General features: G+C 69.9%; 23 protein-coding genes. 13 read left to right on the plus strand and 10 right to left on the minus strand.

The window, feature by feature from the left end; genetic code table 11:
- Nucleotides 1-366 precede the first annotated feature (366 nt).
- The 4 genes from ACWDA7_RS12050 to ACWDA7_RS12065 all read left to right on the plus strand — a co-directional run bounded on the left by ACWDA7_RS12050 (nt 367) and on the right by ACWDA7_RS12065 (nt 4,104).
- Complete coding sequence (locus ACWDA7_RS12050; protein WP_450604002.1) at nt 367-1,512, plus strand: S1C family serine protease; 1,146 nt, start codon at nt 367-369, stop codon at nt 1,510-1,512.
- A 38-nt stretch (nt 1,513-1,550) separates the two neighbouring features.
- Nucleotides 1,551-1,796, plus strand: a complete 246-nt coding sequence (locus ACWDA7_RS12055; protein WP_450604003.1) for a hypothetical protein — start codon at nt 1,551-1,553, stop codon at nt 1,794-1,796.
- Nucleotides 1,797-1,918: 122 nt separating this feature from the next.
- Nucleotides 1,919-2,650: a response regulator transcription factor gene (locus ACWDA7_RS12060; RefSeq protein ID WP_450604004.1), complete on the plus strand. Its 732-nt coding sequence runs from the start codon at nt 1,919-1,921 to the stop codon at nt 2,648-2,650.
- Nucleotides 2,647-4,104, plus strand: a complete 1,458-nt coding sequence (locus ACWDA7_RS12065; protein ID WP_450604005.1) for a sensor histidine kinase — start codon at nt 2,647-2,649, stop codon at nt 4,102-4,104. Before ACWDA7_RS12060 ends, ACWDA7_RS12065 begins: the two co-directional genes overlap by 4 nt.
- Nucleotides 4,105-4,297: 193 nt before the next feature.
- Here the strand turns inward: ACWDA7_RS12065 and ACWDA7_RS12070 are convergent, their stop codons facing one another.
- Nucleotides 4,298-6,094: a bifunctional metallophosphatase/5'-nucleotidase gene (locus tag ACWDA7_RS12070; RefSeq protein ID WP_450604007.1), complete on the minus strand. Its 1,797-nt coding sequence runs from the start codon at nt 6,092-6,094 to the stop codon at nt 4,298-4,300.
- A gap of 199 nt (nt 6,095-6,293) precedes the next feature.
- Between ACWDA7_RS12070 and mshD the strand changes: the two genes are divergently transcribed.
- On the plus strand, nt 6,294-7,232 hold the full coding sequence (gene mshD / locus ACWDA7_RS12075) for a mycothiol synthase (RefSeq protein WP_450604008.1): 939 nt from the start codon (nt 6,294-6,296) through the stop codon (nt 7,230-7,232).
- Nucleotides 7,233-7,266: 34 nt separating this feature from the next.
- Here mshD and ACWDA7_RS12080 read toward each other — a convergent pair whose 3' ends face one another.
- Genes ACWDA7_RS12080 through ACWDA7_RS12100 form a run of 5 tightly spaced genes read right to left on the minus strand, consistent with a single transcriptional unit; the run spans nt 7,267 to nt 11,741 of the window.
- Nucleotides 7,267-7,932, minus strand: coding sequence for an ABC transporter (locus tag ACWDA7_RS12080; protein WP_450604009.1), 666 nt, complete (start codon nt 7,930-7,932; stop codon nt 7,267-7,269).
- Entirely contained in the window at nt 7,920-9,470 is a 1,551-nt protein-coding gene (locus ACWDA7_RS12085; RefSeq protein WP_450604010.1) for an ABC transporter permease, read from the minus strand. The genes ACWDA7_RS12080 and ACWDA7_RS12085 overlap by 13 nt, the downstream gene beginning before the upstream one ends.
- Nucleotides 9,467-10,336, minus strand: a complete 870-nt coding sequence (locus tag ACWDA7_RS12090; RefSeq protein WP_450604011.1) for an ABC transporter ATP-binding protein — start codon at nt 10,334-10,336, stop codon at nt 9,467-9,469. Before ACWDA7_RS12090 ends, ACWDA7_RS12085 begins: the two co-directional genes overlap by 4 nt.
- A complete protein-coding gene (locus ACWDA7_RS12095; protein ID WP_450604012.1) occupies nt 10,333-11,205 on the minus strand; it encodes a zf-HC2 domain-containing protein in 873 nt (290 codons plus the stop codon). The genes ACWDA7_RS12090 and ACWDA7_RS12095 overlap by 4 nt, the downstream gene beginning before the upstream one ends.
- Nucleotides 11,202-11,741, minus strand: coding sequence for an RNA polymerase sigma factor (locus tag ACWDA7_RS12100; protein WP_359403526.1), 540 nt, complete (start codon nt 11,739-11,741; stop codon nt 11,202-11,204). Before ACWDA7_RS12100 ends, ACWDA7_RS12095 begins: the two co-directional genes overlap by 4 nt.
- A 228-nt stretch (nt 11,742-11,969) precedes the next feature.
- On the opposite strand from ACWDA7_RS12100, the gene ACWDA7_RS12105 reads away from it, so the two are divergent.
- From ACWDA7_RS12105 to pstB, 7 genes are all read left to right on the plus strand, one after another.
- On the plus strand, nt 11,970-14,387 hold the full coding sequence (locus ACWDA7_RS12105; RefSeq protein WP_450604013.1) for an RNA degradosome polyphosphate kinase: 2,418 nt from the start codon (nt 11,970-11,972) through the stop codon (nt 14,385-14,387).
- Entirely contained in the window at nt 14,368-15,531 is a 1,164-nt protein-coding gene (locus ACWDA7_RS12110; protein ID WP_450604014.1) for a CHAD domain-containing protein, read from the plus strand. The genes ACWDA7_RS12105 and ACWDA7_RS12110 overlap by 20 nt, the downstream gene beginning before the upstream one ends.
- Before the next feature lie 99 nt (nt 15,532-15,630).
- Nucleotides 15,631-16,047: an NUDIX hydrolase gene (locus ACWDA7_RS12115; protein ID WP_450604015.1), complete on the plus strand. Its 417-nt coding sequence runs from the start codon at nt 15,631-15,633 to the stop codon at nt 16,045-16,047.
- 444 nt (nt 16,048-16,491) lie between these two features.
- Nucleotides 16,492-17,625, plus strand: coding sequence for a phosphate ABC transporter substrate-binding protein PstS (pstS, locus tag ACWDA7_RS12120; protein ID WP_450604016.1), 1,134 nt, complete (start codon nt 16,492-16,494; stop codon nt 17,623-17,625).
- Nucleotides 17,626-17,729: 104 nt separating this feature from the next.
- Nucleotides 17,730-18,737 carry a phosphate ABC transporter permease subunit PstC gene (gene pstC / locus ACWDA7_RS12125; RefSeq protein WP_450604017.1) on the plus strand — a complete coding sequence of 336 codons (1,008 nt, stop codon included), beginning with the start codon at nt 17,730-17,732 and terminating at the stop codon, nt 18,735-18,737.
- Complete coding sequence (gene pstA, locus ACWDA7_RS12130) at nt 18,734-19,795, plus strand: phosphate ABC transporter permease PstA (RefSeq protein WP_450604018.1); 1,062 nt, start codon at nt 18,734-18,736, stop codon at nt 19,793-19,795. Before pstC ends, pstA begins: the two co-directional genes overlap by 4 nt.
- Nucleotides 19,796-19,833: 38 nt before the next feature.
- Nucleotides 19,834-20,610: a phosphate ABC transporter ATP-binding protein PstB gene (gene pstB, locus ACWDA7_RS12135; RefSeq protein WP_359403544.1), complete on the plus strand. Its 777-nt coding sequence runs from the start codon at nt 19,834-19,836 to the stop codon at nt 20,608-20,610.
- A 115-nt stretch (nt 20,611-20,725) separates the two neighbouring features.
- Here pstB and ACWDA7_RS12140 read toward each other — a convergent pair whose 3' ends face one another.
- From ACWDA7_RS12140 to ACWDA7_RS12150, 3 genes are all read right to left on the minus strand, one after another.
- Nucleotides 20,726-20,926, minus strand: coding sequence for a DUF5988 family protein (locus tag ACWDA7_RS12140; RefSeq protein ID WP_359403547.1), 201 nt, complete (start codon nt 20,924-20,926; stop codon nt 20,726-20,728).
- A gap of 494 nt (nt 20,927-21,420) precedes the next feature.
- Entirely contained in the window at nt 21,421-22,419 is a 999-nt protein-coding gene (locus tag ACWDA7_RS12145; protein ID WP_450604019.1) for an anion permease, read from the minus strand.
- A 7-nt stretch (nt 22,420-22,426) separates the two neighbouring features.
- Nucleotides 22,427-23,047 (minus strand): DUF47 domain-containing protein, encoded by a 621-nt coding sequence (locus ACWDA7_RS12150; protein WP_020269925.1) that lies wholly within the window; start codon nt 23,045-23,047, stop codon nt 22,427-22,429.
- Nucleotides 23,048-23,328: 281 nt separating this feature from the next.
- On the opposite strand from ACWDA7_RS12150, the gene ACWDA7_RS12155 reads away from it, so the two are divergent.
- Complete coding sequence (locus tag ACWDA7_RS12155; protein WP_450604020.1) at nt 23,329-23,682, plus strand: metal-sensitive transcriptional regulator; 354 nt, start codon at nt 23,329-23,331, stop codon at nt 23,680-23,682.
- A gap of 56 nt (nt 23,683-23,738) precedes the next feature.
- On the opposite strand, the gene ACWDA7_RS12160 is transcribed toward ACWDA7_RS12155, so the two are convergent.
- A complete protein-coding gene (locus ACWDA7_RS12160; RefSeq protein ID WP_450604036.1) occupies nt 23,739-23,909 on the minus strand; it encodes a hypothetical protein in 171 nt (56 codons plus the stop codon).
- Between the last annotated feature and the right edge of the window lie 44 nt (nt 23,910-23,953).

Genomic DNA, 23,953 nt, shown 5'->3' on the forward strand with positions numbered 1-23,953 from the left:
CAAACGACACACCGGCCCGACGCAGCGCACGCATGGCATGGCAGCGCTGAAACGGTCGGGCGAAACCGCGGAGCCCCCCTCCGGCGCCATGATCGTAGGCCCCGGGAGTTCCCTCGCACACTCATCGCACAGGCGTCAGACACATGTTCGCCCGTCGGACACCTGATGTTTCCTTGACCTTCGGTGTCGCGATTCTCTGGGCCCATCGCACCCCGGACACGCTTCCCGGGTCCGAGCCCATCGGAGCCGCTCTCACAGCGCCCCGGGGCGACTCCGAGCCGCCTTTAAATCGGGCATACACGGTTCTGTCGGGCTTCTCAGGGACGACTCAGGTGGCTCTCATGATCCCGGGACACTCTCTATTACATGACCGAGAGCTACCGCCGCAGCGGCGAGTACCAGTACCCCGAGGGTGACGGGCACCAGTTCGCACACCCTGGGCAGCAGCACACCTCCTCCCCCGTGAACCCCGAGTGGCCGCCCCCGCCGGCGTACCAGCCGGCGCAGCCGGTGACCGTCGAACCGGGGACCACGGTGTGGCCGGGCCGGCAGCCGACCACGGCCGCCTCGGGTCACGGCGGCGACGGCAGCGGCGGTGACACGGCTCTCCTCACCGCGGTCCCCGGCGGTTCCGGGGCGCCCACGCCGAACAAGCGCGCCAAGGGCCCCCTGGCCCTCGTCGCCGCCGTGGCGATCGTCGCCGCGGCCATCGGCGGCGGCACGGCCTACGGCATCCAGGAGCTGACCAGCAAGACCACCGTCTCCTCCAGCTCCACCAGCACCACCGTGGTGCCCTCGAGCAAGAGGGGCACGGTGGCCGGAGTCGCCGCCGCGGTCAGCCCGAGCATCGTGGAGATCAGTGCCACCTCGAACGCCGGCGAGTCGACCGGCTCCGGGGTGATCATCACGGGCAATGGCGAGATCATCACCAACAACCACGTCATCTCCGGCGCCTCCTCGATCAAGGTGACGACGAGCAACGGCAAGTCGTACCCCGCCCAGCTCGTCGGGACCGACAGCAACAAGGACCTGGCGCTGATCAAGGTGCAGGGCGCCTCCGGCCTGAAGACCGCCACGCTGGGCAACTCCGACGGCATCCAGGTCGGCGACACGGTCGTTGCCATCGGCTCCCCCGAGGGCCTGACCGGCACCGTCACCAGCGGCATCGTCTCCGCCCTCGACCGCGACGTCACGGTCTCGACCGACGAGAACCAGGACCAGGGCAACGGCCGGTGGCCGTTCGAGTTCGGCGGCCGGCAGTTCAACGGCGACACAGGCTCGTCCACGACGACGTACAAGGCGATCCAGACGGACGCGTCCCTGAACCCGGGCAACTCCGGCGGCGCCCTGATCGACATGAACGGCAACATCATCGGCGTCAACTCGGCGATGTACTCGGACGCTTCCGACTCGACCTCGTCGAGCGCCGGCAGCGTCGGCCTGGGCTTCGCCATCCCGATCAACACCGTCAAGTCCGACCTGGCGAAACTGCGCTCCGGCTCACAGAGCTGAAGCGGGCGTCCCGCCGGGCGATCGGTAAGGAGTACGACATGATCAAGCAGGTTCTGCACGAGGCGACCGCTCCCGTCGGCCCCGCCGGGGTCTCCCTGGCCCTCGCCGTGGCGTACGAACTCCACGCGCCCGCGGCACGGACCTCACGGAGGATCGTGATGAAGACGCCCGAGCCCCGGGTCCCGGAGGTCGCCGTGCCGCAGCTGATGGGCCTGCGCACCAGCGCGGCACGCGTCCACCGCCGCAAGGTGCCGCTGAACCGCCTCACCGCGGTCCTGGGCTGAGCCCCCCGGCCCAGGAGTCCCCGGCGAAAAGCCCGAGCCGTCCTTTCCGTCCCCCGCCGGGAAACGTGCGAGGCTGAATCTGTGCAGCCCCGTCCCACCGCATCTCGAGGAACACCACACCCATGAGCCCCGCCGAAGGCGACCGTGAACCCCAGCGCATCCTGATCGTGGACGACGAGCCGGCGGTGCGCGAAGCACTCCAGCGCAGCCTCGCCTTCGAGGGCTACGACACCGAGGTCGCCGTGGACGGCGCGGACGCGCTGCAGAGGGCGACCGCCTACCAGCCCGACCTGGTCGTCCTGGACATCCAGATGCCGCGCATGGACGGCCTCACCGCCGCGCGCAGGATGCGCGGCGCGGGCACCACCACACCCATCCTCATGCTCACCGCCCGTGACACGGTCGGCGACCGCGTCACCGGCCTCGATGCCGGGGCCGACGACTACCTGGTCAAGCCGTTCGAACTGGACGAGCTGTTCGCCCGTATCCGCGCCCTGCTGCGCCGGAGCTCGTACGCCGCCGCCGCGGTCGGCGCGCCGGAGGACGAGGCACTGACCTTCGCCGACCTGCGCATGGACTTGGCCACGCGTGAGGTCACCCGCGGCGGACGGCCGGTGGAGCTGACCCGCACCGAGTTCACGCTCCTGGAGATGTTCATGGCGCATCCGCGCCAGGTGCTGACCCGTGAGCAGATCCTGAAGGCCGTATGGGGCTTCGACTTCGAGCCGTCGTCGAACTCCCTCGATGTGTACGTGATGTACCTGCGCCGCAAGACGGAGGCGGGCGGCGAGCCGCGCATCGTGCACACGGTCCGGGGTGTGGGCTACGTCCTGCGGCAGGGCGGCGTCGAGTGATCAAGCGGGTCCGTTCTCTTCCACTCCGCTCACGGCTGGCCCTGCTGGTGGCCGCGGCCGTGGCGTTCGGTGTGGCGGCGGTGTCGATGAGCTGCTGGTTCATCGTGCAGGGCAAGCTGTACGCGCAGGTGGACAGCAACCTCAGGAGCAACAGCGGACCGGTCCGGGCCGGAGGCCTGGCGAGCGTCCGGGCCGAGTGCACGACCACCCCGTCCCCGCAGGACGACCGCGGCCCCGAGGTCAACATCTACTACACGCAGGTCGTCAGTGCGACCGGGCAGGTCTGCGTCTACCAGAACTCCGCCGGCCTGGTGAAAGTCACGGACAGCGACACGGAGATCGCCGCCAACCCGACCCACGGCATCCTCCACAACAGCACCGACAGCAAGGGCAACCCGGTACGGGTGCTGACGACCCCCCTGCTGAGCGACGGCCCGGCGGGCCCGCAGCTCTACCCGGGCTACGCCCTGCTCCGGGCCTACCCGCTGAAGGACACGGACAAGACGCTCAAAGACCTCGCCGTGATCCTCCTCATCGTCTCCGGCCTCGGCGTCGTGGCCGCCGGAGCCGTCGGACTGGCCGTGGCCCGTGCGGGCCTGCGCCCCGTCGACAAGCTCACCGAGGCGGTCGAGCACATCGCCCGCACCGAGGACCTGACCACGCACATCCCGGTGGACAAGGAGAGCGAGGACGAGATCGCCCGCCTGTCCCGCTCCTTCAACTCGATGACCTCGGCTCTCGCCAGCTCCCGCGAACTGCAGCAACAGCTGATCGCCGACGCGGGCCACGAACTGCGCACACCGCTGACGTCACTGCGGACGAACATCGAACTCCTCACCCGCAGCGAGGAGACCGGCCGTCCGCTCCCCGCGGAGGACCGCAAGGCGCTGCTCGCCTCGGTGAAGGCACAGATGACGGAACTGGCCTCACTCATCGGGGACCTGCAGGAACTGTCGCGTCCCGAGAAGGACCAGCACGCCGGCAAGGCGCAGGTGGTGGAGATGCAGGACATCGTGGAGTCCGCGCTGCGCCGCGCCCGGCTGCGCGGTCCGGAGCTGACGATCACGGCGACCCTCCAGCCGTGGTACGTACAGGCCGAGCCGACCGCGCTGGAGCGGGCGGTGGTGAACATCCTCGACAACGCGGTGAAGTTCAGCCCCGAGGGCGGCACGATCGAGGTCTCCCTGCTGCGCGGCGCCCTGACGGTCCGCGACCACGGCCCGGGTATCGCGGCCGAGGAGCTGCCGCATGTCTTCGACCGCTTCTGGCGCTCCCCCTCGGCCCGCGCCCTGCCGGGCTCCGGCCTCGGCCTGTCGATCGTGGCCCGCACGGTCCAGCAGGCGGGCGGCGAGGTGTCCCTGCGGCCGGCGGAGGGCGGCGGCACGGTGGCGACGGTACGGCTGCCGGGGGCGTCGATCGCGCCACCGGAGACGGCACCGGGCGAACTTACCTGATCAGGCCGTCCCTTCACCGCCGCGCGTCGACCGGAACCCGGCGGGACTGCTGCGCGTCGTGGCCCCGGTCCCGCGAAGTCGCCTCAGCGCAAACTCATAGCCTCGCTCGAAAGAGTGACATGTACGAGTACCAGGTTGCCGTCGGTCTGCTTGGCTCCGCCCGCCAGAAGGCCCGTCGATCAGTGCGCCCGGGTCACTGCACCAGGGTGATCCGGTTCGCAGCCGGCACCGGATAGGGCGCCGCGGCCGACGAGTTGGCCGTCAGATAGGCGCCGAGGGCCGCCAGGTCGTCGCCACCGACCAGCACGTTCGCGCCCTTGCCGAGCTCCGCGAAGCCGTCGCCGCCGCCCGCGAGGAAGGAGTTCATGGCAACGCGGTAGGTGGCGGCCGGGTCGATCGCCGTGCCGTTCAGCTTCACCGAGTCCGCCACCACACGCGCGGCACCCGACTTCGTCAGGTCCAGCGTGTAGGTCAGGCCGCCGGACACCTGCAGGATCTTCGGCGAGGCCTCGTTCGCCCCGCTGACCTGCTGCTGCAGCGCCGTGATCAGCTGGGCTCCGGTCAGGTCGACCAGGTTCACCGTGTTGGCGAACGGCTGGACCGTGTACGCCTCCCCGTACGTCACCACACCGTCTCCCTCACCACCGCTCGCCGCGTAGGTGAGCGGCCCGCGGATGCCGCCGGGGTTCATCAGCGCGACGACGGCCTTGGGGTCGAGGGACTTGGCGTACGCGAGCTGCGCGTCCGCGATCAGGTCGCCGAGCGGGGACTCGGTGCCGCTGTTGCCGATCTCGCCCGCGATGTACCCAATGGGCCGGGAGGCGACGGGGGCCGCGAGCGTCTTCCACTTGTTGATCAGGTCCGTCAGGTCGGCTGCCTTGGCGACATCACGAGTGACCACGTGGTTCGCCGACTTCACGGCCGTCCGGGCGATGTCGCCGGTCCAGCGGTCGTACGTCAACGTGGTGTCCGTGTACAGCCGGCCGAACGAGGACGCCGACGTCACCATGCGGGGGCGGCCCGCCGGGTCGTCGATCGTGCACACGTACGCCTGGTGGGTGTGGCCGGTGACCAGAGCGTCCACGGCCGGGGTGACATGCCGGGCGATGTCGACGATCGGACCGGAGATGCCGTCGCCCGCACCCGGGCTGTCGCAGTCGTAGTTGTACGCGCCCGACGCGGGCGCGCCGCCCTCGTGCACCAGGGCGACGATCGACTGGACGCCCTGCCGCTGGAGCACCTTGGCGTACTTGTTGATCGTCTCCACCTCGTCGCCGAACTTCAGGCCCTTGACGCCCTCCGCGGAGACGATGTCCGGGGTGCCCTCGAGCGTCACGCCGATGAAGCCGACCTTGATGCCGTGCTTCTTCCACACCCAGTAGGGCTTGAGGATCGGCTTGCCGGTCTTCTCGTCGGTGACGTTCGCGGCGAGGTAGGGGAAGTTCGCCCCCTGGAACTCCTCGCTGTCGTCGTAGCAGCCGTCCGTGGGGTGGCAGCCGCCGTTCTGCAGCCGGGCCAGTTCCCTCGCGCCCTCGTCGAACTCGTGGTTGCCGACGCTGGTGACGTCCAGGTCCAGCTTGTTGAGGGCGTCGATGGTCGGCTCGTCGTGGAACAGCCCGGAGATCAACGGCGAGGCGCCGACCATGTCACCGGCGGCCGCGGTGATGGAGTACGGGTTGCCCTTGCGGGCCTGCCGCAGATGCGTGGCGAGGTACTCGACGCCGCCCGCGTCGATGGTCTTGGTGGTGCCGTCCTTCTCGAGCTCGGTGACCCGTCCCGAGGAGCCGGCCGGCGGCTCCAGGTTGCCGTGCAGGTCGTTGAAGGACAGCAGCTGGACGTTCTGGTAGCGGCCGGGGAACTCGTGACCGTGGCCGGGCCGGCTGCTGTGGGCGTCGGCCGGCAGCGCGGCCACCAGGGCTCCGACGGTGGCCAGGCCCGCGGCGGCGCCCAGGATGCGGTGAAGACGTCTGTGCCGGTAGATCGGCGGCATGTGCCCCCCTCTGTGAAGTGCGCAGGGGGCTGCCCGGTGCACGCAGCCGGGCCCCAACGCACGCGTTGTGTAAAGAGCGTGCCAAGACGGCGGTCCGCGCAGCCTAGGGTCAACGCGCGTAGCGCAACAGGGGGTTCAGGGTTACAACCAGGTTTCCTTTACCTCCCCTTTCCCCGGTCCTCCCCTTACCCTCGTACCCATGACCAGCGACGACACCGACCGCCCGGCACTGCCCCGCTCCCTCGAGACCGTCACGACGCTCTCGCCCGAACAAGCCGAGACCGTCCTCGCGCTGCTCGCCGAGGCCGCCCGGGTGGACGGCCAGCAGGCCGTGTCCGAACAGGGGCGGCTGCAGCTGCGCGGCGGTGAGCGGGAAGGCGTGTCCCATCTGCTGTTGTCGGTCGACGGCACGCTCGTCGGTTATGCGCAGTTGGAGGACACGGACCCGGTGGAGGCCCCGGCGGCCGAACTGGTCGTGCACCCCTCGTACCGCGGCCATGGGCACGGCCGGGCCCTGGGCGCCGCGCTCCTTGCAACCTCCGGCAAGCGACTGCGGGTGTGGGCGCACGGCGGTCACTCGGCCGCCCGGCACCTCGCCCAGGTTCTCGGTCTCTCCCTCTTTCGTGAACTGCGGCAGCTGCGCCGCCCGTTGACCGACCTCGACCTGCCCGAGCCGAAGCTGCCCGACGGCGTGACCGTACGCACCTTCGTGCCCGGCCAGGACGACGCGGCCTGGCTCGCCGTCAATGCGGCGGCCTTCGCCCACCACCCCGAACAAGGCTCTCTCACCCAGCGCGACCTCGACGACCGCAAGGCCGAGCCGTGGTTCGACCCTCAGGGCTTCTTCCTGGCAGAACGCGAGGGCGAACAGGGCCCCGAGCTGATCGGCTTCCACTGGACCAAGGTCCACGCGGAGGAGCAGCTCGGCGAGGTCTACGTGCTGGGCGTCCGCCCTGGCGCCCAGGGCGGCGGCCTCGGCCGGGCCCTCACCACGATCGGCCTGCGTCACCTCGCTGCCCAGGCCCTGCCGACCGCCATGCTCTATGTCGACGCGGACAACAAGGCGGCGCTCACCGTCTATGAGCGGCTCGGCTTCACGACCCACGAGACGGATCTGATGTACCGCACGGAGACGTGAGGAGCGGTCGGCCCTCAGCGGCCGCCCGGTTGTGTCAGCGGCGGGCCCGGACCAGTGCAAGGCGCCTCGCGGTCGGCTCCGGCAGAAGCGCCGCGCCCACCGGCAGACTGAGGACCAGGAGCGCCGCCCACCGCTGATGGGCCGCCACCCAGCCGGGGGCGCCCACAGCGGCGAACAGCGCCCACCGCTCGGGCAGCAGCACCGCCAGTACCGTGCCCGCCAGCAGTGTCGCCGCCACGCCCTGCCCGGGCTGCGGCTCCTCGGTGAACCGCACGGCCGCCATCGCGCCGGCGAGCGCCAGGGCCGCGAGCACCGCCGCCTCCAAGCTGACATCCGCGGCCGGAGGCCGTATCTCCCCGGGTACCAGGAGCAGGACCACCCCCCAGCCGAGGGCGGCCTGCGGTACGACCAGCACCAGCCGCAATCCGGTCCGCACCGTCCGCCTGACCGGCACCACCGCGGTGATCTGCTGTGCCGGGTCGTCCAGCAGGAACGCCAGCCCCAGAGCGAAGGCGACCGCGGCGGACCTCAGGAGGGCAAGGGCCAAGCCGGCGTCGGCACCGCCGGGTGCCAACCGGGTGACGGCCGGGAGAGCGAGGCCCAGCCCGCCCGCGGCGCCGAGTACGCGCCAGGGGAGGGAGCGCCACACCGGCGGAAGAAGGGCACGGATCTCTGCGTACCTCTGCGCTACCCCTGGCATGACTTCTCGTTCCCGGCACCCTCGGCCCCCGGTACGCCGAGCAGCTCCGCCGCCCGCGCCTCCGTTGTCTTCGGGGAGGTCAGCTCCGTCCAGTGCGCCTTCACCCTGGCCGTGACGCTGTAGCGCGGACGCTTGAGCAGTTCGCGGACGATCCGGGTCTGTTCGGCACTCATGGCGAGTGGGTCGGTAGGCGTCAGCGCCACGGCGGCGTCCTCGAGGCCGTCGTCCACGCGGACGCTGCGGAACGCCGCCATCGGATCGTCCTGCGCGGCCAGCGCCAGCCACATGACAGTCACCACACGTGCGTCGCACATCCCGGAGGCCGCCTGCTCGTCACCGGCGACGAGGACGGAGGCGACCCCGACGGCGAACTCGGGGATGCGATTGCCGCCCCAGCGTGTGCCCACCGTGACCTCGCCCGGTGTGTGCCGGGGAGCGGTGGAGGAGTCGCTGTGCAGGTCGTAGACCACCGGTATCCGCTGGCGGATCGTCATCCGCGCCCCTGCGGCACCGCCGCCCGCGAGGGCCTGGACTCGGTCGGCCGCCCGCGCCCAGTCGTCCCGCCAGGCGGTCCACTCGGGGAAGGAGCAGTACGTCGATCGGCCATACACCGCGCACGACTGGAACTTCTCCGGCGTACGGCTCAGCTTTGCGCGGGCGGCGGCCAGGGCGGGCTCGTGGCTCGGTGACTGTCCCGCGATCCCCGCGCCGGTGGCGACGAGCGCGACGACCGTCAATGCCTTCAGCATGCGCGTGCGTCCGCCGCTCAGGAGGACCGTGACGCCCAGCAGCAGTGCCGTGAGGCCCGCCAGATACAGGGCGTGCCAAGCGGCCGGGCGACCCAGGACCTCGGAGGGGATGGGCGAGGCGCCGTGGTCGGAGACGACCGGGTCCAGCCAGGTCAGCCAGTGGGTCTCCCCTCCGGTGACGGCGGAGGCGACCAGGAGCGCGGCGAATCCCACGACCACGAACAGCGCACCGCCGGCCGTGCTGGGGTACAGCCGCGCGATGAGTACTCCGAGCACTCCGGACAGGAGCACCACAAGCGGCGCCACCACCAGTTCGGCCGGCGATCCATGCCCGACCGCCCCGGGCCGCAGCGCCGCGGCACCGAACTCGACGGCGGCGACCACCGCGGTGACCGCCGCGAACGGCACGACGGACAGCATGTGCGCCACCGCGCGCTGCCAGCGCTCCATCACCAGCACGTCGAAGAGCCGGTCCGTGCCATGGCGCCGGGAGCGGAGCGAAGCGACGTTCACACACATGAGGACGGCGACACCGAGGAGCATGACGCCGGACTGGGTGGCACGGTCCGCGTCGTGGAGGACCGGGAAGTCGTCCATGCCGTCCCGGGAGAAGAGCAACTTCCAGGCCGCTGAGCCGATGTACAGCGTGAAGAACACGAACACCGGGATGGTCAGGAGGAGTTCGCGCGCCTCGAAGCGGGCGAGCGCGAGAACGGCGGAGGCCGAGGTGCGAGCGGCCCGCGTGGGTGCGGGAGCCACCGGGGCCTCCTTGTCGAGGACCGTGCTCATACGGACGCCACCTCCGCGGGCTCCCCGTCGAGGACGAGCAAGTACCCGTCCTCCAGCGTCGGTTCGAGGAGGTCGGCACCCTTCGGAGGGTCGCCGACGTTACGGAAGGTGCCCAGGCCCGTGCGCCAGCCGGCGCGGGCGCCCGGGTCCCGTTGCGTACTGCTCCAGACCCGGCCCGCCGCCCGAGCGGTCAGCTCGGCCGGGGTGCCCTCGAAGCGGACCCAGCCACGGGCCATGACGATCACACGGTGGCAGAGCATGGCCACGTCCTCGGTCTGATGGGTGGACAGCAGTACCGTGCGGCCCTCGCCCGCGTCCGCGATCAACTCCCGGAACCGCATGCGCTGTTCGGGGTCGAGGCCGACGGTCGGTTCATCGAGGAGCAGCAGGCCCGGGTCCCCGACGAGGGCCGCGGCGAGGGCGACGCGCTGGCGCATACCGCCGGACAGCCGCTTGATGCGCTTGCCGCGCACATCGGAGAGGTCAACGGCTTCGAGCACGCGCCGCACCTCGAGGTGACGGGCGGCGCGGTCGGTCAGCTCCTTGAGGATGGCCACGTAGTCGACGAACGCGAAGGCCGTGAACTCCGGGTGGAAGCCCGGGTTCTGCGGCAGATAGCCGAGCCGGCGCCGTACCTCCTGGCGTCCGGCGGCCGTGTTCGGATCGTGCCCGAGGACGGTGAAGGCGCCCCTGTCGGCGGGCACGGCGGTGGCGAGCACCCGCAGCAGGGTCGTCTTACCCGCGCCGTTGGGCCCGAGAAGTCCGGTGACCCCCTCGCTCAGACGCAGAGAGACATCGTCCAGAGCGGCCGTGCCGCCGTAGCGCAGGGTCAGGCCGGAGGCCGAGACGGTGGGAACGGTGGTCATGAGGTGCTCCTGTTGGCGAAGTCGGTGAACAGGGAGGGCGCCGGGGAGGCGTCGAACCTGTCGCGCAGACGGTGCAGCACGGCGGCCGCGACGACGGCGACCGCCGCCGCCACGCCCTGGCCCGCGCCGGTGAATGGGGCCGGCGTGCCGTCGGCGGTCACCTTGGCGACCACCAGCAGGGCGACCCAGCCGCCGCTGACCAGGGCGGGAGCGAGGACCGGGCCCAGGCGGGCGGTCAGCGCGAGCCCGGTGGCAGTCAGCGCCAGGGCAGGAAGCAGCCAGGCGAGAGCCCGGAGCCCGTATCCAGGGAGGGCCAGCGTCGCCAGCCCGTTCAGCGCCAGGCTCGCGACGAGCACCGCGACCGTGCGGATCATGAGCAGGCGGAAGCCGTGCAGCGGGGCGACGAGAGTGAGCTCGTACGTCCTGTCGAGGGCCGGGCCGTAGCACAGCGCGACACCCGCCAGCGGGAGCAGCGGAGCCAGTGCCAGGAAGTAGGCGGGCGAATCCGCCGCGTACACGCTGGCCACCGTCATCACCAGGACCAGCAGGACCGCCCCCAGCCAGGAGGCGCGCAGCACCGGTGTCGCGGCGAGCAGTCGCGCTGTGTGATCGGCGACCCCCACCCTCGTGAGCAGTCCTTCGAAAAGTCCCAGCCGGGGAGCGTCGAGCTCGGCGTCCAGTCGCTCCCAGCCCCGGTCCAGGGCGAGCGGGTCGCCGACCTCGGCAAGCGCCCCGCGGCAGGACGCGCACGCGACCAGGTGCGTGTCGACCGACCACAGCCGCGGTGCCTCGAGCTCGCCGCGTACATAGGCGCGAAGATCGTCGGCGTCCGCATGCCATCCGGTGGCGCCGTGCTTCTCGTCCCTCATGCCAGCTCCTCCCGCAACCGCCTGCGCGCACGCAGCGCCCTCGTCTTGACCGTGCCCGGGGGAATGCCGAGCAGGACGGCCGCCTCCCTGGTGCTGAGCCCGTCGATCACCGTCGCCTGGAGGACGGCCCTCAGCTCGGGCGAGAGCCTGGTCAGGGCGCCCGCCAGGTCCCCGTGCTCCACTCCGGCCAGGACGCGCTCCTCCGCCGAGGCCTCGTGGCGGTGCCGCAGCCTGGCCAGGGTCTGGCGCAGACGGCCGCGCGCGCCGTCACCGCGCAGCGCGTCCACCAGCCGTCGGGCGCCGATGCGCCAGATCCAGCCGGCCACGTCGCCGTCCTCGTGGTACCGCGCGGTGCCGCGCCAGACCGCCAGGAACGTCTCCTGCACGACGTCGTCGACGACCCCCGGATCGGCGCACCGGCCGCGCAGCCGTGCCGTGAGCCACGGCGCATACCGCCGGTACAGCTCCTCGAAAGCGTGGCGGTCACCGTCTGCCGCGGCACGCAGCAGCTCCCCGTCACTTCTCGTTTCCCTCACGCCCCTTCATCGGACGAGCCCTCGCGACCGGTTCACGTTTCAGGGCAGAATTTCAGTGGCGCGGCGGCCCGTGCCCACTGAGCCCCAGGACCAGGACGGCGCGCGCTCCCCTGCCAGCTCTCCCGTACGCCGCAGCGCCGCCTGTAGACGTCCGCGAGCCCTTCCGCGCTATCCCGCACGTCATGTCGCTGTAACCGCTGATTCAGACGGGCTTGCGACGCTCGGCCAATGAACGCCGTCGTGCCAGAGCCCTCACCGCCCCCGAAGAACGGGGCCGGTGCGGAAAGCGGGCGTCCCTTCGCCGACATGCCGCCCGGTCGCTTCGACGCGCCCATCACCCGGTCGGCGCGGAACAATGGGTATATGAGCCAGCAGAACGCCCAGGCACCGGCCCACCCGTCGTCCCCCGCCACTCACCATGACGGAGAGTCCTCGGGTCGCGCGAACGTGCAGAATGAGCAACCCTCTGTAGGGTCCCTCGCCGCGCACCGCCCGCACCCCGTGCCGGCGACGGTCTCCGAACTGGAACCGGACATCGACTCCGACCTCTCGTCGTACGAGGTGGCCGAGGGCGCCCAGCTGCCCCAGGGCCGCTTCCTCGACCGGGAGCGCAGCTGGCTCCAGTTCAACGAGCGCGTGCTCGAACTGGCCGAGGACCCGAACACGCCCCTCCTGGAGCGGGCGAAGTTCCTGGCGATCTTCGCCAGCAACCTGGACGAGTTCTTCATGGTCCGGGTGGCGGGACTGAAGCGCCGCATCGCCACCGGCGTCGCCACCCGGTCCGCGTCGGGTCTGCAGCCCCGTGAGGTGCTGGAGATGATCTGGGCCCGCTCCCGCGAGCTCATGGCCCGGCACGCGGCCTGCTTCCAGGAGGACATCGCCCCGGCGCTCGCCGAGGAGGGCATCCACATCGTCCGCTGGAGCGAGCTGACCGACAAAGAGCAGGCGCGCCTCTTCACGCTCTTCCGGCACCAGATCTTCCCCGTCCTCACGCCGCTGGCCGTCGACCCCGCGCACCCCTTCCCCTATATCTCGGGGCTCTCGCTCAATCTCGCGGTCGTCGTACGCAACCCGGTCTCGGGCCACCGCCACTTCGCGCGCGTCAAGGTCCCGCCGCTGCTCTCCCGTTTCCTGGAGGCCTCCTCGCAGCGGTACGTCCCGATCGAAGACGTCATCGCCGCGCACCTGGAGGAGCTGTTCCCGGGCATGGAGGTGCTGGAGCACCACACCTTCCGGATAACCCGCAACGAGGACCTCGAGGTCGAGGAGGACGACGCCGAGAACCTGCTCCAGGCCCTGGAGAAGGAGCTCATGCGGCGCCGCTTCGGGCCCCCGGTGCGCCTGGAGGTCGAGGAGTCCATCGACCAGTACGTCCTCGACCTGCTGGTGCGTGAGCTGAAGATCTCCGAGGCCGAGGTGTACCCGCTGCCCGGTCCGCTCGACCTCACCGGTCTGTTCGGCATCGCCAACCTCGACCGGCCCGAGCTGAAGTACCCGAAGTTCATCGCGGGCACCCACCGCGACCTCGCGGAGGTCGAGTCGGCGTCCGCGCCCGACATCTTCGCGGCGCTGCGGGAGCGGGACGTGCTCCTGCACCACCCGTACGACAGCTTCTCGACCTCGGTACAGGCGTTCCTCGAGCAGGCGGCCTCCGATCCGGACGTGCTCGCCATCAAGCAGACGCTGTACCGGACCTCGGAGACCTCGCCGATCGTCGACGCGCTCGTCGACGCTGCCGAGGCAGGCAAGCAGGTCCTCGTGCTGGTCGAGATCAAGGCGCGCTTCGACGAGCAGGCCAACATCAAGTGGGCCCGCAAGCTCGAGGAGGCCGGCTGCCATGTCGTGTACGGACTGGTCGGCCTGAAGACGCACTGCAAGCTGTCGCTGGTCGTGCGGCAGGAGGGCGAGACGCTCCGGCGCTACAGCCACGTCGGGACGGGCAACTACCACCCGAAGACCGCACGCCTGTACGAAGACCTGGGGCTGCTGACCGCGGACCAACAGGTCGGCGCCGACCTGTCCGACCTGTTCAACAGGCTCTCGGGCTACTCGCGCCGCGAGACCTACCGCCGGCTGCTGGTCGCCCCCAAGTCCCTGCGCGACGGGCTGATCTCGCGGATCAACAAGGAGATCCAGCACCACCGGGCCGGGCGTCCGGCCTACGTCCGCATCAAGGTCAACTCGATGGTGGACGAGGCGGTCGTCGACGCCCTGTACCGCGCGTCCCAGGCGGGCGTCCCCGTCGATGTCTGGGTGCGCGGCATATGCGCGCTGCGCCCGGGTGTGACCGGCCTGTCCGAGAACATACGGGTGCGGTCCATACTCGGCCGCTTCCTCGAGCACTCCCGGGTCTTCGTCTTCGGCAACGGAGGCGAACCCGAGGTGTGGATCGGCAGCGCCGACATGATGCACCGCAACCTGGACCGCCGTATAGAAGCACTGGTCAGGGTGGCCGACCTGGCGCACCGGGCGGCCCTCAACCGGCTCCTCGAGACCGGTATGTCCGACACGACCTCCTCCTGGCACCTGGGTCCGGACGGAGAGTGGACACGGCACGCCACCGACGCGGAGGGCCAGCCCCTGCGGAACATCCAGGAGATGCTCATAGACGCCCGGAGGCGCCGGCGTGGCACAGCAACACCTTGATCCTCACACCGACCCCGCGGCCGGGCGCTCTGCCGGGCTCTCGGCTCCGCTGGAGCGGGGGGATCCCCAAGAGCAGGGCGGCATCCCCACGGGGGACGTCCTCGCGAGCTACCTGCGGGCTCAGGCGACCGAGTTCCTGCGTTCGCTGCGGCAGCACCGGGAGACCGGTGCTGCCGGGGGTCCGCCTGCCCGAGCCGAGGCGCGGATGGAGGAGCGCGGAACGGACGACTCCGGCGACGCGGCGCTCGCGCTGCGCCGCTCGGCCCGCCGTATCAGCGGGACGCTCCACACGTTCCGCCCACTCCTCGACGCGGACTGGTCCGAGGAGATGCGACCCGAACTCGCCTGGCTGTCCGGCACGCTGGCCCGCGAGCACGCGTACGCGGCCCGGCTCGAGCGGCTGCTCCTCGCACTGCACCGGCTCTCGGGCTCCTCGGTCTTCCCGGCGCAGGCGGGGGGCGCCGCGGAATCCACCGGCGGTGGACCGCGCACCCAGACCGCCGCGCCGGAGCGCGGCAATCTGACCGTGGGCGCGGCGAAGGCGGGCGCCCTGCTGGAGCGCCAGCTGACCCTGGCCCGGACGCGCGCCCACTCCGCGGCCCTGCAGGCCCTCGGGTCGAGCCGCTTCCACGCGGTGGCGGACAGCGTCGCCGTGCTCGCCAGCGAGGTACCGCTCACGCCCGCCGCGGCCGGCGCCGACCTGCGCCCGCTGGCCGCCGCGGCCGAGGAACGCCTGTGCGACGCGGTGGCCGCGTTGCCGCTGGTCACCGCGGGCCACCCGTACAACGCGGAGGCCCTGATCTACGGGCTGTCCCCGGACCCGGCCCCGCACCCGCAGGACGGCCCCTGGCATCAGGTCCGGCTGCTGCTGCGGCTGCACCGCTACGCCCGTGAGGTGCTGCACGGCGGGTACGGGGAGGCGCCCGTCGACGTCCGGCTGCTGGCCGCGGGCCAGGCCCTGAACCGGCACCGGGACGCCTCGGAGGCGGCCGCCGCTGCCGCCGCCGCCGCGCGCACCCCGCGCATCGCCCCGGCGACGGCCTACGCCCTCGGCGTCCTGCACGCCGACCAGCGCCACGAGGTGGAGGCCGCCCGCTACGCCTTCCAGCAGTCATGGCAGCGGCAGGCGGTGGGTACCCCGTAGGTCCGGCGTTCTGCGACAGGCACTCGTACGACGGCACGGCGCGCCCCAGGGCGCGCCGCAGGGCGCGCCGCAGGCACGAGGAAGGAGCCGGAACACCCTATGACCGAGGACGACATCATCCGGGCGGCGGGCTGTGTGCTGTGGCGCCGTTCCCCCGTCGACGGCGAACTGGAGATCTGTCTCGTCCACCGGCCGAAGTACGACGACTGGTCCCACCCGAAGGGCAAGCTCAAGCGCGGGGAGGTCCCGCTCACGGGCGCGCTGCGAGAGGTGGGGGAGGAGACGGGCTACGGCGCGGTGCCCGGCGCCCGCCTGCCCACCGCCCACTACGAGGCGGGCGGCCGCCCCAAGCAGGTCGACTACTGGGCGGCCGAGGCGACGGAGGGCTTCTTCACCCCGAACCGCGAGGTGGACCGCATCCTGTGGCTCCCGCCGACTACGGCCCGTCACCGCCTGACCCAGCCCCGCGACCGGCATCTGGTCGACGCCCTCCTGAGCGCGCTGAACCTCACGTGATCGCCTTCGCAAAGGGCCGCCCCGGCATTCGGAGCGGCCCTTCGTTGTCCGCGACGGGGCGGCCCCGCAGCGCGGCACGGCGCCCTTGGACACTGGGCGTTCACCATCACGGACCGTGCCCGGACCATCATGGGCGCGCCATAAAGCGCTTCGGTGATCGGGATCTTTCGGACATGAATGACCTTGTTCAGATGCGTAGAGTTACGAGCATCCGGGGTGTCACTCGGAACCACCCTGTGTCCCTTATGTAAGCGTTCCGTGATCTAACCGCACCGTCTATAGGGGTTCACCCTGCGTTCACTTATGGCCATAAGCGGCTTCACCTGATCTGCCTACTTTCGGCCTTACCTGATGGCGGACGCGACCTGGAAATACGCGTCCGCATCAACCACAACTTCGCACGCCGCCGATCAGGACGGCGGCAACTGGAAGGAACTCCCGAAAGTGAAGCTTCAGCGCATGAACCGGCGGGCCCTCACCCTCGGTGCTCTCGCCGTCTCCGGCGCCCTGGCCCTCACGGCGTGCGGCTCTGACGACACGAGCAGCAAGAACGGTGGCAGCAGCGCCTCCGCCTCGTCGTCGACGAACGCCAGCTCCATCAAGTGCGACGCCAAGGGCGGCCAGCTTCTCGCCGACGGCTCCTCCGCGCAGAAGAACGCGATCGACGCCTGGGTCGCGCAGTTCAGCCAGGCCTGCCAGACCCAGATCAACTACAAGGCCGGCGGCTCCGGTGCCGGTGTGACCTCCTTCACTCAGGGCCAGCTGGCCTTCGCCGGCTCCGACTCCGCGCTGAAGCCCGAAGATGTCGCGGCCTCCAAGAAGGTCTGCACCGGCGGCCAGGGCATCGACCTCCCGATGGTCGGCGGCCCGATCGCCCTCGGCTACAACCTGCCCGGCGTGGACAACCTGGTCCTGGACGCCAAGACCATCGCCAAGATCTTCAACAACCAGATCAAGACCTGGGACGCCCCGGAGATCAAGAAGCTGAACCCGAGCGCGAAGCTTCCCTCCACCAAGATCCAGGCGTTCCACCGCTCTGACGAGTCCGGCACCACGGACAACTTCACCAAGTACCTCAAGGCCGCTGCCCCGTCCGTCTGGGGCAAGTACGAGGGTGGCAAGGCCTGGCAGGCCCCGGGTGGCCAGTCCGCGCCGCAGTCCGCGGGTGTGGCCCAGCAGGTGAAGCAGACCGCCGGCGCCATCGGCTACTTCGAGCTCTCCTACGCCAAGGACATGTCCACGGTCAAGATCGACACGGGCGCCTCCGCCCCGGTCGAGGCCAACATCGACAACGCCACCAAGGCCATCGCCGACGCCAAGGTCATCGGCACCGGCAAGGACCTGTCGCTGCAGCTGAACTACGGCACCAAGGCCGAGGGTGCCTACCCGATGGTCCTGGTCACCTACGAGATCATCTGCGACAAGGGCAACAAGGCGGACACCCTGCCCGCCACCAAGTCCTTCCTGCGCTACATCGCGAGCGAGGACGGTCAGAAGATGCTGACCGACAACAGCTACGCGCCGATCCCCGACGCGATCATCTCCAAGGTCCGCACCACCATCGAAGGCCTGAGCTGATTTGAGAGTGCGGTCCGGTCCCCTCGCGGGACCGGACCGCACCGTCCGGTGCACCGCCGCCAGGAGCCGCATCACACGTGCGGCTCCGCAGACCGGAGAACCCGATGGATATATCCACACACAACACACAAGCGCCTCCCCCCGCCCCACGGCCGTCCACAGCCGAGCGCAAGCGCGCAGCCCGTGGCGCCACCCGACCCGGAGACCGGATCTTCCTCGGTCTCTCCCGTGGGTCGGGCATTCTGCTGCTGGTGATCATGGCCGCGATCGCGATCTTCCTCACCTACCGTGCGTCCCTCGCCATCAGCAAGGACCACGGGAACTTCCTGACCACCTTCGAGTGGAACACCAACGTCACGCCGCCGGTCTTCGGTATCGCCGTATTGGCCTTCGGCACCGTGGTCTCCTCGATCATCGCGATGATCATCGCGGTCCCGATCGCAGTCGCCATCGCGCTCTTCCTGACGCACTACTCGCCGCGCAGGATGTCCGGGCCCATCGCCTACGTGATCGACCTGCTCGCCGCCGTGCCGTCCATCGTCTACGGCCTGTGGGGCGCCCTGGTCCTCGTACCGAACCTGGGCGGCCTCTTCAGCTGGCTCAACGACTACTTCGGCTGGACGGGCATCTTCTCCTGGGAGGGCGGCGCCCCCCGCTCGATGCTCACCGTCGGCATCCTGCTCGCGATCATGATCCTGCCGATCATCACCAACGTGAGCCGCGAGGTCTTTCGCCAGGTCCCGCAGATGCACGAGGAGGCGGCCCTGGCCCTCGGCGCCACGCGCTGGGAGGTCATCCGCATGGCCGTCCTGCCCTTCGGGCGCTCCGGTGTCATCTCCGCCTCGATGCTCGGCCTCGGCCGCGCGCTCGGCGAGACGATGGCCGTGGCCACCGTGCTCTCCCCGGACTTCCTGATCCACGCCAGCCTGCTCAACCCGGGCGGCGGCACCTTCGCCCAGAACATCGCCAGCAAGTTCAGTGAGGCGACCGAAGACGGCCGTGACGCGCTGATCGCCTCCGGACTCGTCCTGTTCGTCATCACCCTGCTGGTCAACGGCGCGGCCCGCGCGATCATCGCCCGCCGCAAGGAGTACTCGGGGGCCAACGCATGAGTCACGCAGCCGTCGCCGACAAGCGCCACAGCACCCTGCGCGGCGCCAGCCTCCCCAAGTGGTCCCCCTGGGCCATCGCCCTCGGCTCGATCGTCGTGGCGTCCGCCATCGGCGCCGTCGCCGACCTGACGAGCCACGTCCAGTGGGGCGTGATCGCCGCCATCCTCTTCCTGCTCGGCACGTACGGCATCGCCGCGCGCGTCGAGGGCCGCCGCCAGGCCAAGGACCGCGTCGCGACCGCCCTCGTGTGGGTCGCCTTCCTGCTCGCCGTTGTGCCCCTGGTCTCCCTCGTCTGGACGACCGTCGCGCGCGGTGTGAAGGTCCTCGACATCTACTTCCTGACCCACTCGATGGGCATCGTCGCGGATTCCCAGCCCGGCGGTGGCATCTACCACGCCATCCTCGGCAGCCTCGAGCAGGTCGGTCTCGCCACCGTGATCGGCGCGCCGATCGGTGTGCTCACCGCGATCTACCTCGTGGAGTACGGACGGGGCCGGCTCGCGCAGGCCGTCACCTTCTTCGTCGACGTGATGACCGGTATCCCGTCGATCGTCGCCGGTCTGTTCATCCTCAGCCTGATGCTGATCTTCAAGATGCAGCCCTTCGGCTTCGCCGGTTCGCTGGCTCTGGCCATCCTGATGATGCCGGTCGTCGTCCGCTCCACCGAGGAGATGCTCAAGCTCGTCCCGAACGAGCTGCGCGAGGCCTCCCTGGCGCTGGGCGTGCCCAAGTGGCGCACCATCCTGAAGGTGGTCCTGCCGACCTCCATCGGCGGCATCACCACGGGCATCATGCTGTCGATCGCCCGTATCGCGGGCGAGACCGCGCCGGTGCTGCTGCTGGTGTTCGGCAACCGCTTCATCAACGCCAACCCGTTCGAGGGTGCACAGCAGTCGCTGCCGCTGTACATCTACCAGCAGTACGCGAACAGCGCGGGTGCCAACGCGGCGTACGACCGTGCCTGGGCGGCGTCGCTCACACTGATCGCCTTCGTGATGATCCTCAACCTGCTGGCCCGCGGCATCGCGCGCTGGAAGGCCCCGAAGACCGGTCGCTGACGCGGCCATCAGCGACTGATACTGGAAGTGAAGTAGTCATGGCCAAGCGAATCGACGTAAGCGGACTCACCGCCTACTACGGCTCCCACAAGGCGATCGAGGACATCTCGATGACGGTCGAGCCGCGATCGGTGACGGCGTTCATCGGTCCCTCCGGCTGCGGCAAGTCGACGTTCCTGCGCACGCTCAACCGCATGCACGAGGTCACCCCCGGCGGGCGCGTCGAGGGCAAGGTGCTCCTGGACGACGAGAACCTCTACGGCGCCGGCATCGACCCGGTCTCCGTCCGCCGTGAGGTGGGTATGGTCTTCCAGCGCCCGAACCCCTTCCCCACGATGTCGATCTTCGACAACGTGGCCGCGGGTCTGCGCCTGAACGGCAACTACCGCAAGTCGGAACTGAACGACATCGTCGAGAAGTCCCTCAAGGGCGCGAACCTCTGGAACGAGGTGAAGGACCGCCTCAACAAGCCGGGCTCCGGCCTGTCCGGTGGTCAGCAGCAGCGCCTCTGCATCGCCCGCGCGATCGCGGTCGAGCCGAACGTCCTGCTGATGGACGAGCCCTGCTCCGCCCTGGACCCGATCTCCACCCTCGCCATCGAGGACCTGATCGGCGAGCTGAAGGAGCGCTTCACGATCGTCATCGTGACGCACAACATGCAGCAGGCGGCGCGTGTCTCGGACCGCACGGCGTTCTTCAACCTTTCGGCCGTGGGTCAGCCCGGCCGGCTGATCGAGATCGACGACACCGAGCGGATCTTCTCCAACCCGTCGGTCCAGGCGACCGAGGACTACATCTCGGGCCGCTTCGGCTGAGCCGACGGTCTACGGATGACCCCTCGCGGTGCTGCATGGCGGTGCCACCGCGAGGTCGAAGAGGGCCCGCCCCCGGCTCCCGGGGGCGGGCCCGTTCGCGTGGTCGTCCACGTCGTCATTCGGCCACTTCCGTCCGTTCCCACCACTGGTACACGGTCACCCGTCCTTCCCCGCTGCCCTCGTGGCGCGTTGTGACCTTGTAGTGCTCGTAGCCACCGCGGTGCGGGATCTTCAGCTCTTGTCCGGGAGGAACGATCGGCACGGTGCTGCCCGCCAGATCGTCCGGTCCACCTTCGAGAAGTGCCTTGGTAGTCATAGCTCCAGTCTTGCCACCCCACCGGCACCCGCATCTTGAGACGACCTCGGGCACGGATCCGCGGGGGATGCCCGGCAGGGCGCCGGGGGAACCGGGCGAAACAGAGGGGCCGGGGGAAAGACGGGGCAGCGGGACGCGGGAGCAGGGCTTCAGAAACCCAGGAGCGCGGCAGCGCGAGGCTTCGGGTGGCAGCGGCCGGCAGACACCCCGTGCGGAAAGGCACCGGTGCGAGCGCTGCACGACGGTCGCGGGCCGGGCCCCGGGGGCGGAATCGAGGGAACCCGGAGGGCGGTCGCGGTCGACGGGCCCAGTCTTCGATCGCAGCAGGCGACACAGCCCCAGAAAGGGCAAGCGCCTCGGGCGGAGGGAAATCCCGGTATCCCGACGGCCGGCGCCTCTGCGCGCCTCATCCTCCGCGTAGCCGGCGCCTCTGCGCGCCCCGCGTACGTGCGTCGGGCGCGTCCTGGAGAGGTCCTACCGGCCGTCGCCCGCGGCTACAGGAACGCCAGGTTGATCACCCAGAAGCTCGCCGCGGCCACGAGCGCCGCCGCCGGCATGGTGATGAACCAGCCCAGGACGATGTTCTTCGCCACGCCCCAGCGCACGGCGTTCAATCGCTTCGTTGCGCCCACACCCATGATCGCCGACGTTATGACGTGCGTGGTCGAGATCGGGGCCCTGAACAGGTACGCCGTCACGAACATGATCGAGGCTCCGGTGGTCTCCGCCGCGAACCCCTGGGGCGGATCCAGTTCGATGATCTTGCGGCCCAGCGTGCGCATGATGCGCCAGCCGCCCGCGTACGTCCCGAGCGAGAGCATCGCCGCGGAGACGAGCTTGACCCACACCGGGATCGGTTCCCCGTAGTTCTCGACATTCCCGATGACCAGCGCCATCACCACGACGCCCATCGTCTTCTGTGCGTCCTGAAGACCGTGGCCGAGCGCCATTCCGGCCGCCGACACCGTCTGCGCTATGCGGAAGCCCCGCTTGGCCTTGAGCGGATTGGCCCGCCGGAAGATCCACAAGATCGCCAGCATCACGAGGTAGCCGACAATGAGGCCGACCACGGGCGACAGGAACATCGGCGTGATGATCTTGTCCAGGACCCCGGACCAGTAGACCGTCGTGCCACCTGCCAGCGCCGCTCCCACCAGTCCGCCGAACAGGGCGTGCGACGAGGAGGACGGCAGACCGAAGTACCAGGTGACCAGGTTCCAGACGATGGCCCCGGTCAGCGCCGCGAAGAGGATGCCCATACCCTTGCCGCCCTGTGGCGTCTGGATGAGGCCCTCACTGACCGTCTTCGCCACGCCACTGCCCAGGAACGCACCGGCGAGGTTCATCACCGCCGCCATCACCAGCGCCGCCCGCGGCGTCAGCGCGCGCGTCGACACCGATGTCGCGATGGCGTTCGCCGAGTCGTGGAAGCCGTTGGTATACGCGAAGAAGAGTGCGACCAGGATGGTCAGGATCAGAGCAAAGGTGTCCATGGACGCCTCAGGACTCCTTGACCGCGATGGTCTCCACCGTGTTGGCCACGTGCTCGAAGGCGTCCGCCGCCTCCTCCAGCACGTCCACGATCTGCTTGAGCTTCAGCACCTCGATCGCGTCGTACTTGCCGTTGAAGAGATGGGCGAGCAGTTTCCGGTGGATCTGGTCCGCCTGGTTCTCCAGACGGTTCACCTCGATCCAGTACTCGGTGAGGTTCTCCATCGTGCGCAGGTGCGGCATCGCCTCGGCCGTGAGCTCCGCCGCCCTCGCCAGCACCTCGATCTGCTGCTCGACTCCCTTCGGCAGTTCCTCGACGTTGTAGAGGACGACCAGGTCGACGGCCTCCTCCATGAAGTCCATGATGTCGTCGAGGGAGGATGCGAGGGAGTAGATGTCCTCGCGGTCGAACGGAGTGATGAAGGAGGAGTTCAGCTGGTGGAAGATCGCGTGCGTGGCATCGTCACCGGCGTGTTCCGCGGCCCGCATACGCTCTGCGATCTCGGCCCGAGCGGAGGCGTCCGCCCCGAGCAGTTCCATCAGGAGTTTCGAGCCCGTGACGATGTTGTCCGCGGATGCGGCGAACATGTCGTAGAAGCTCGTCTCCCTGGGGGTCAGACGAAAGCGCACGTGGGATCCTCAGGATGCTTCGGTTTCGGTCAGGCTGATGCTAAGTGCATCATCCGGCCACGGCTAAGGGGCCGTCCTCCAGTGTCGCCCATCGAACACAGTGGTCGGCACGGGGGCGGTTCGAGGGCGGCCAGGGGCCTGGCCAAAGGCCCTATACCCAGCAAAGTTCGTTACCATATACCCACCAGGGGTATGTGTCCGTCCCGCGGCGCGAGGAATCCGGACCCGCGGACCGACTGTCCGATTTCGTATCCCCGGGCAACCTTCAACAGGAGGACGCGATGACGACCGAGGCCGGCGCGGCGGCGCCCTCCGAGGACGCAGCGACCGTGGTGACCGACCACGACCGTGGCATCCACGGCTATCACAAACAGAAGGACGAGCACCTCAAGCGGCTGCGCCGTATCGAGGGCCAGATCCGCGGTCTGCAGCGGATGGTCGACGACGACGTGTACTGCATCGACATACTCACGCAGGTCTCCGCCTCCACCAAGGCCCTTCAGTCCTTCGCGCTGCAGCTCCTGGAGGAGCATCTGCGCCACTGTGTGGCCGACGCCGCTCTCAAGGGCGGAGCGGAGGTCGACGCCAAGGTGGAGGAAGCGACGAAGGCGATCGGCCGCCTCTTGCGGACATGATCTTCCGGCCGCCCGGGCGAGAACGGGCGGCAGCATCTACTGTGGCGCGGCGCGGCTCACCGGCGGGAGGCGTCCCGTTCCTCGGCGACCTTCAGGACCTCGTCGATGCTCTCAAGACTGAGCCGGTCCTCGTGGGCGGCCGAGGCCGCGATGATCAGGTCACCGCACAGCTCGATCTCGGCGAGGGCCACGTGGTCCTGAACTGCCGTACCGCCGACCCGAGCCACGTGCATCACCTCTTTCTGCCGTCTCCAGCTTCCTAGAGTAGGGA

This window comes from Streptomyces sp. NPDC001156 (assembly GCF_053598275.1).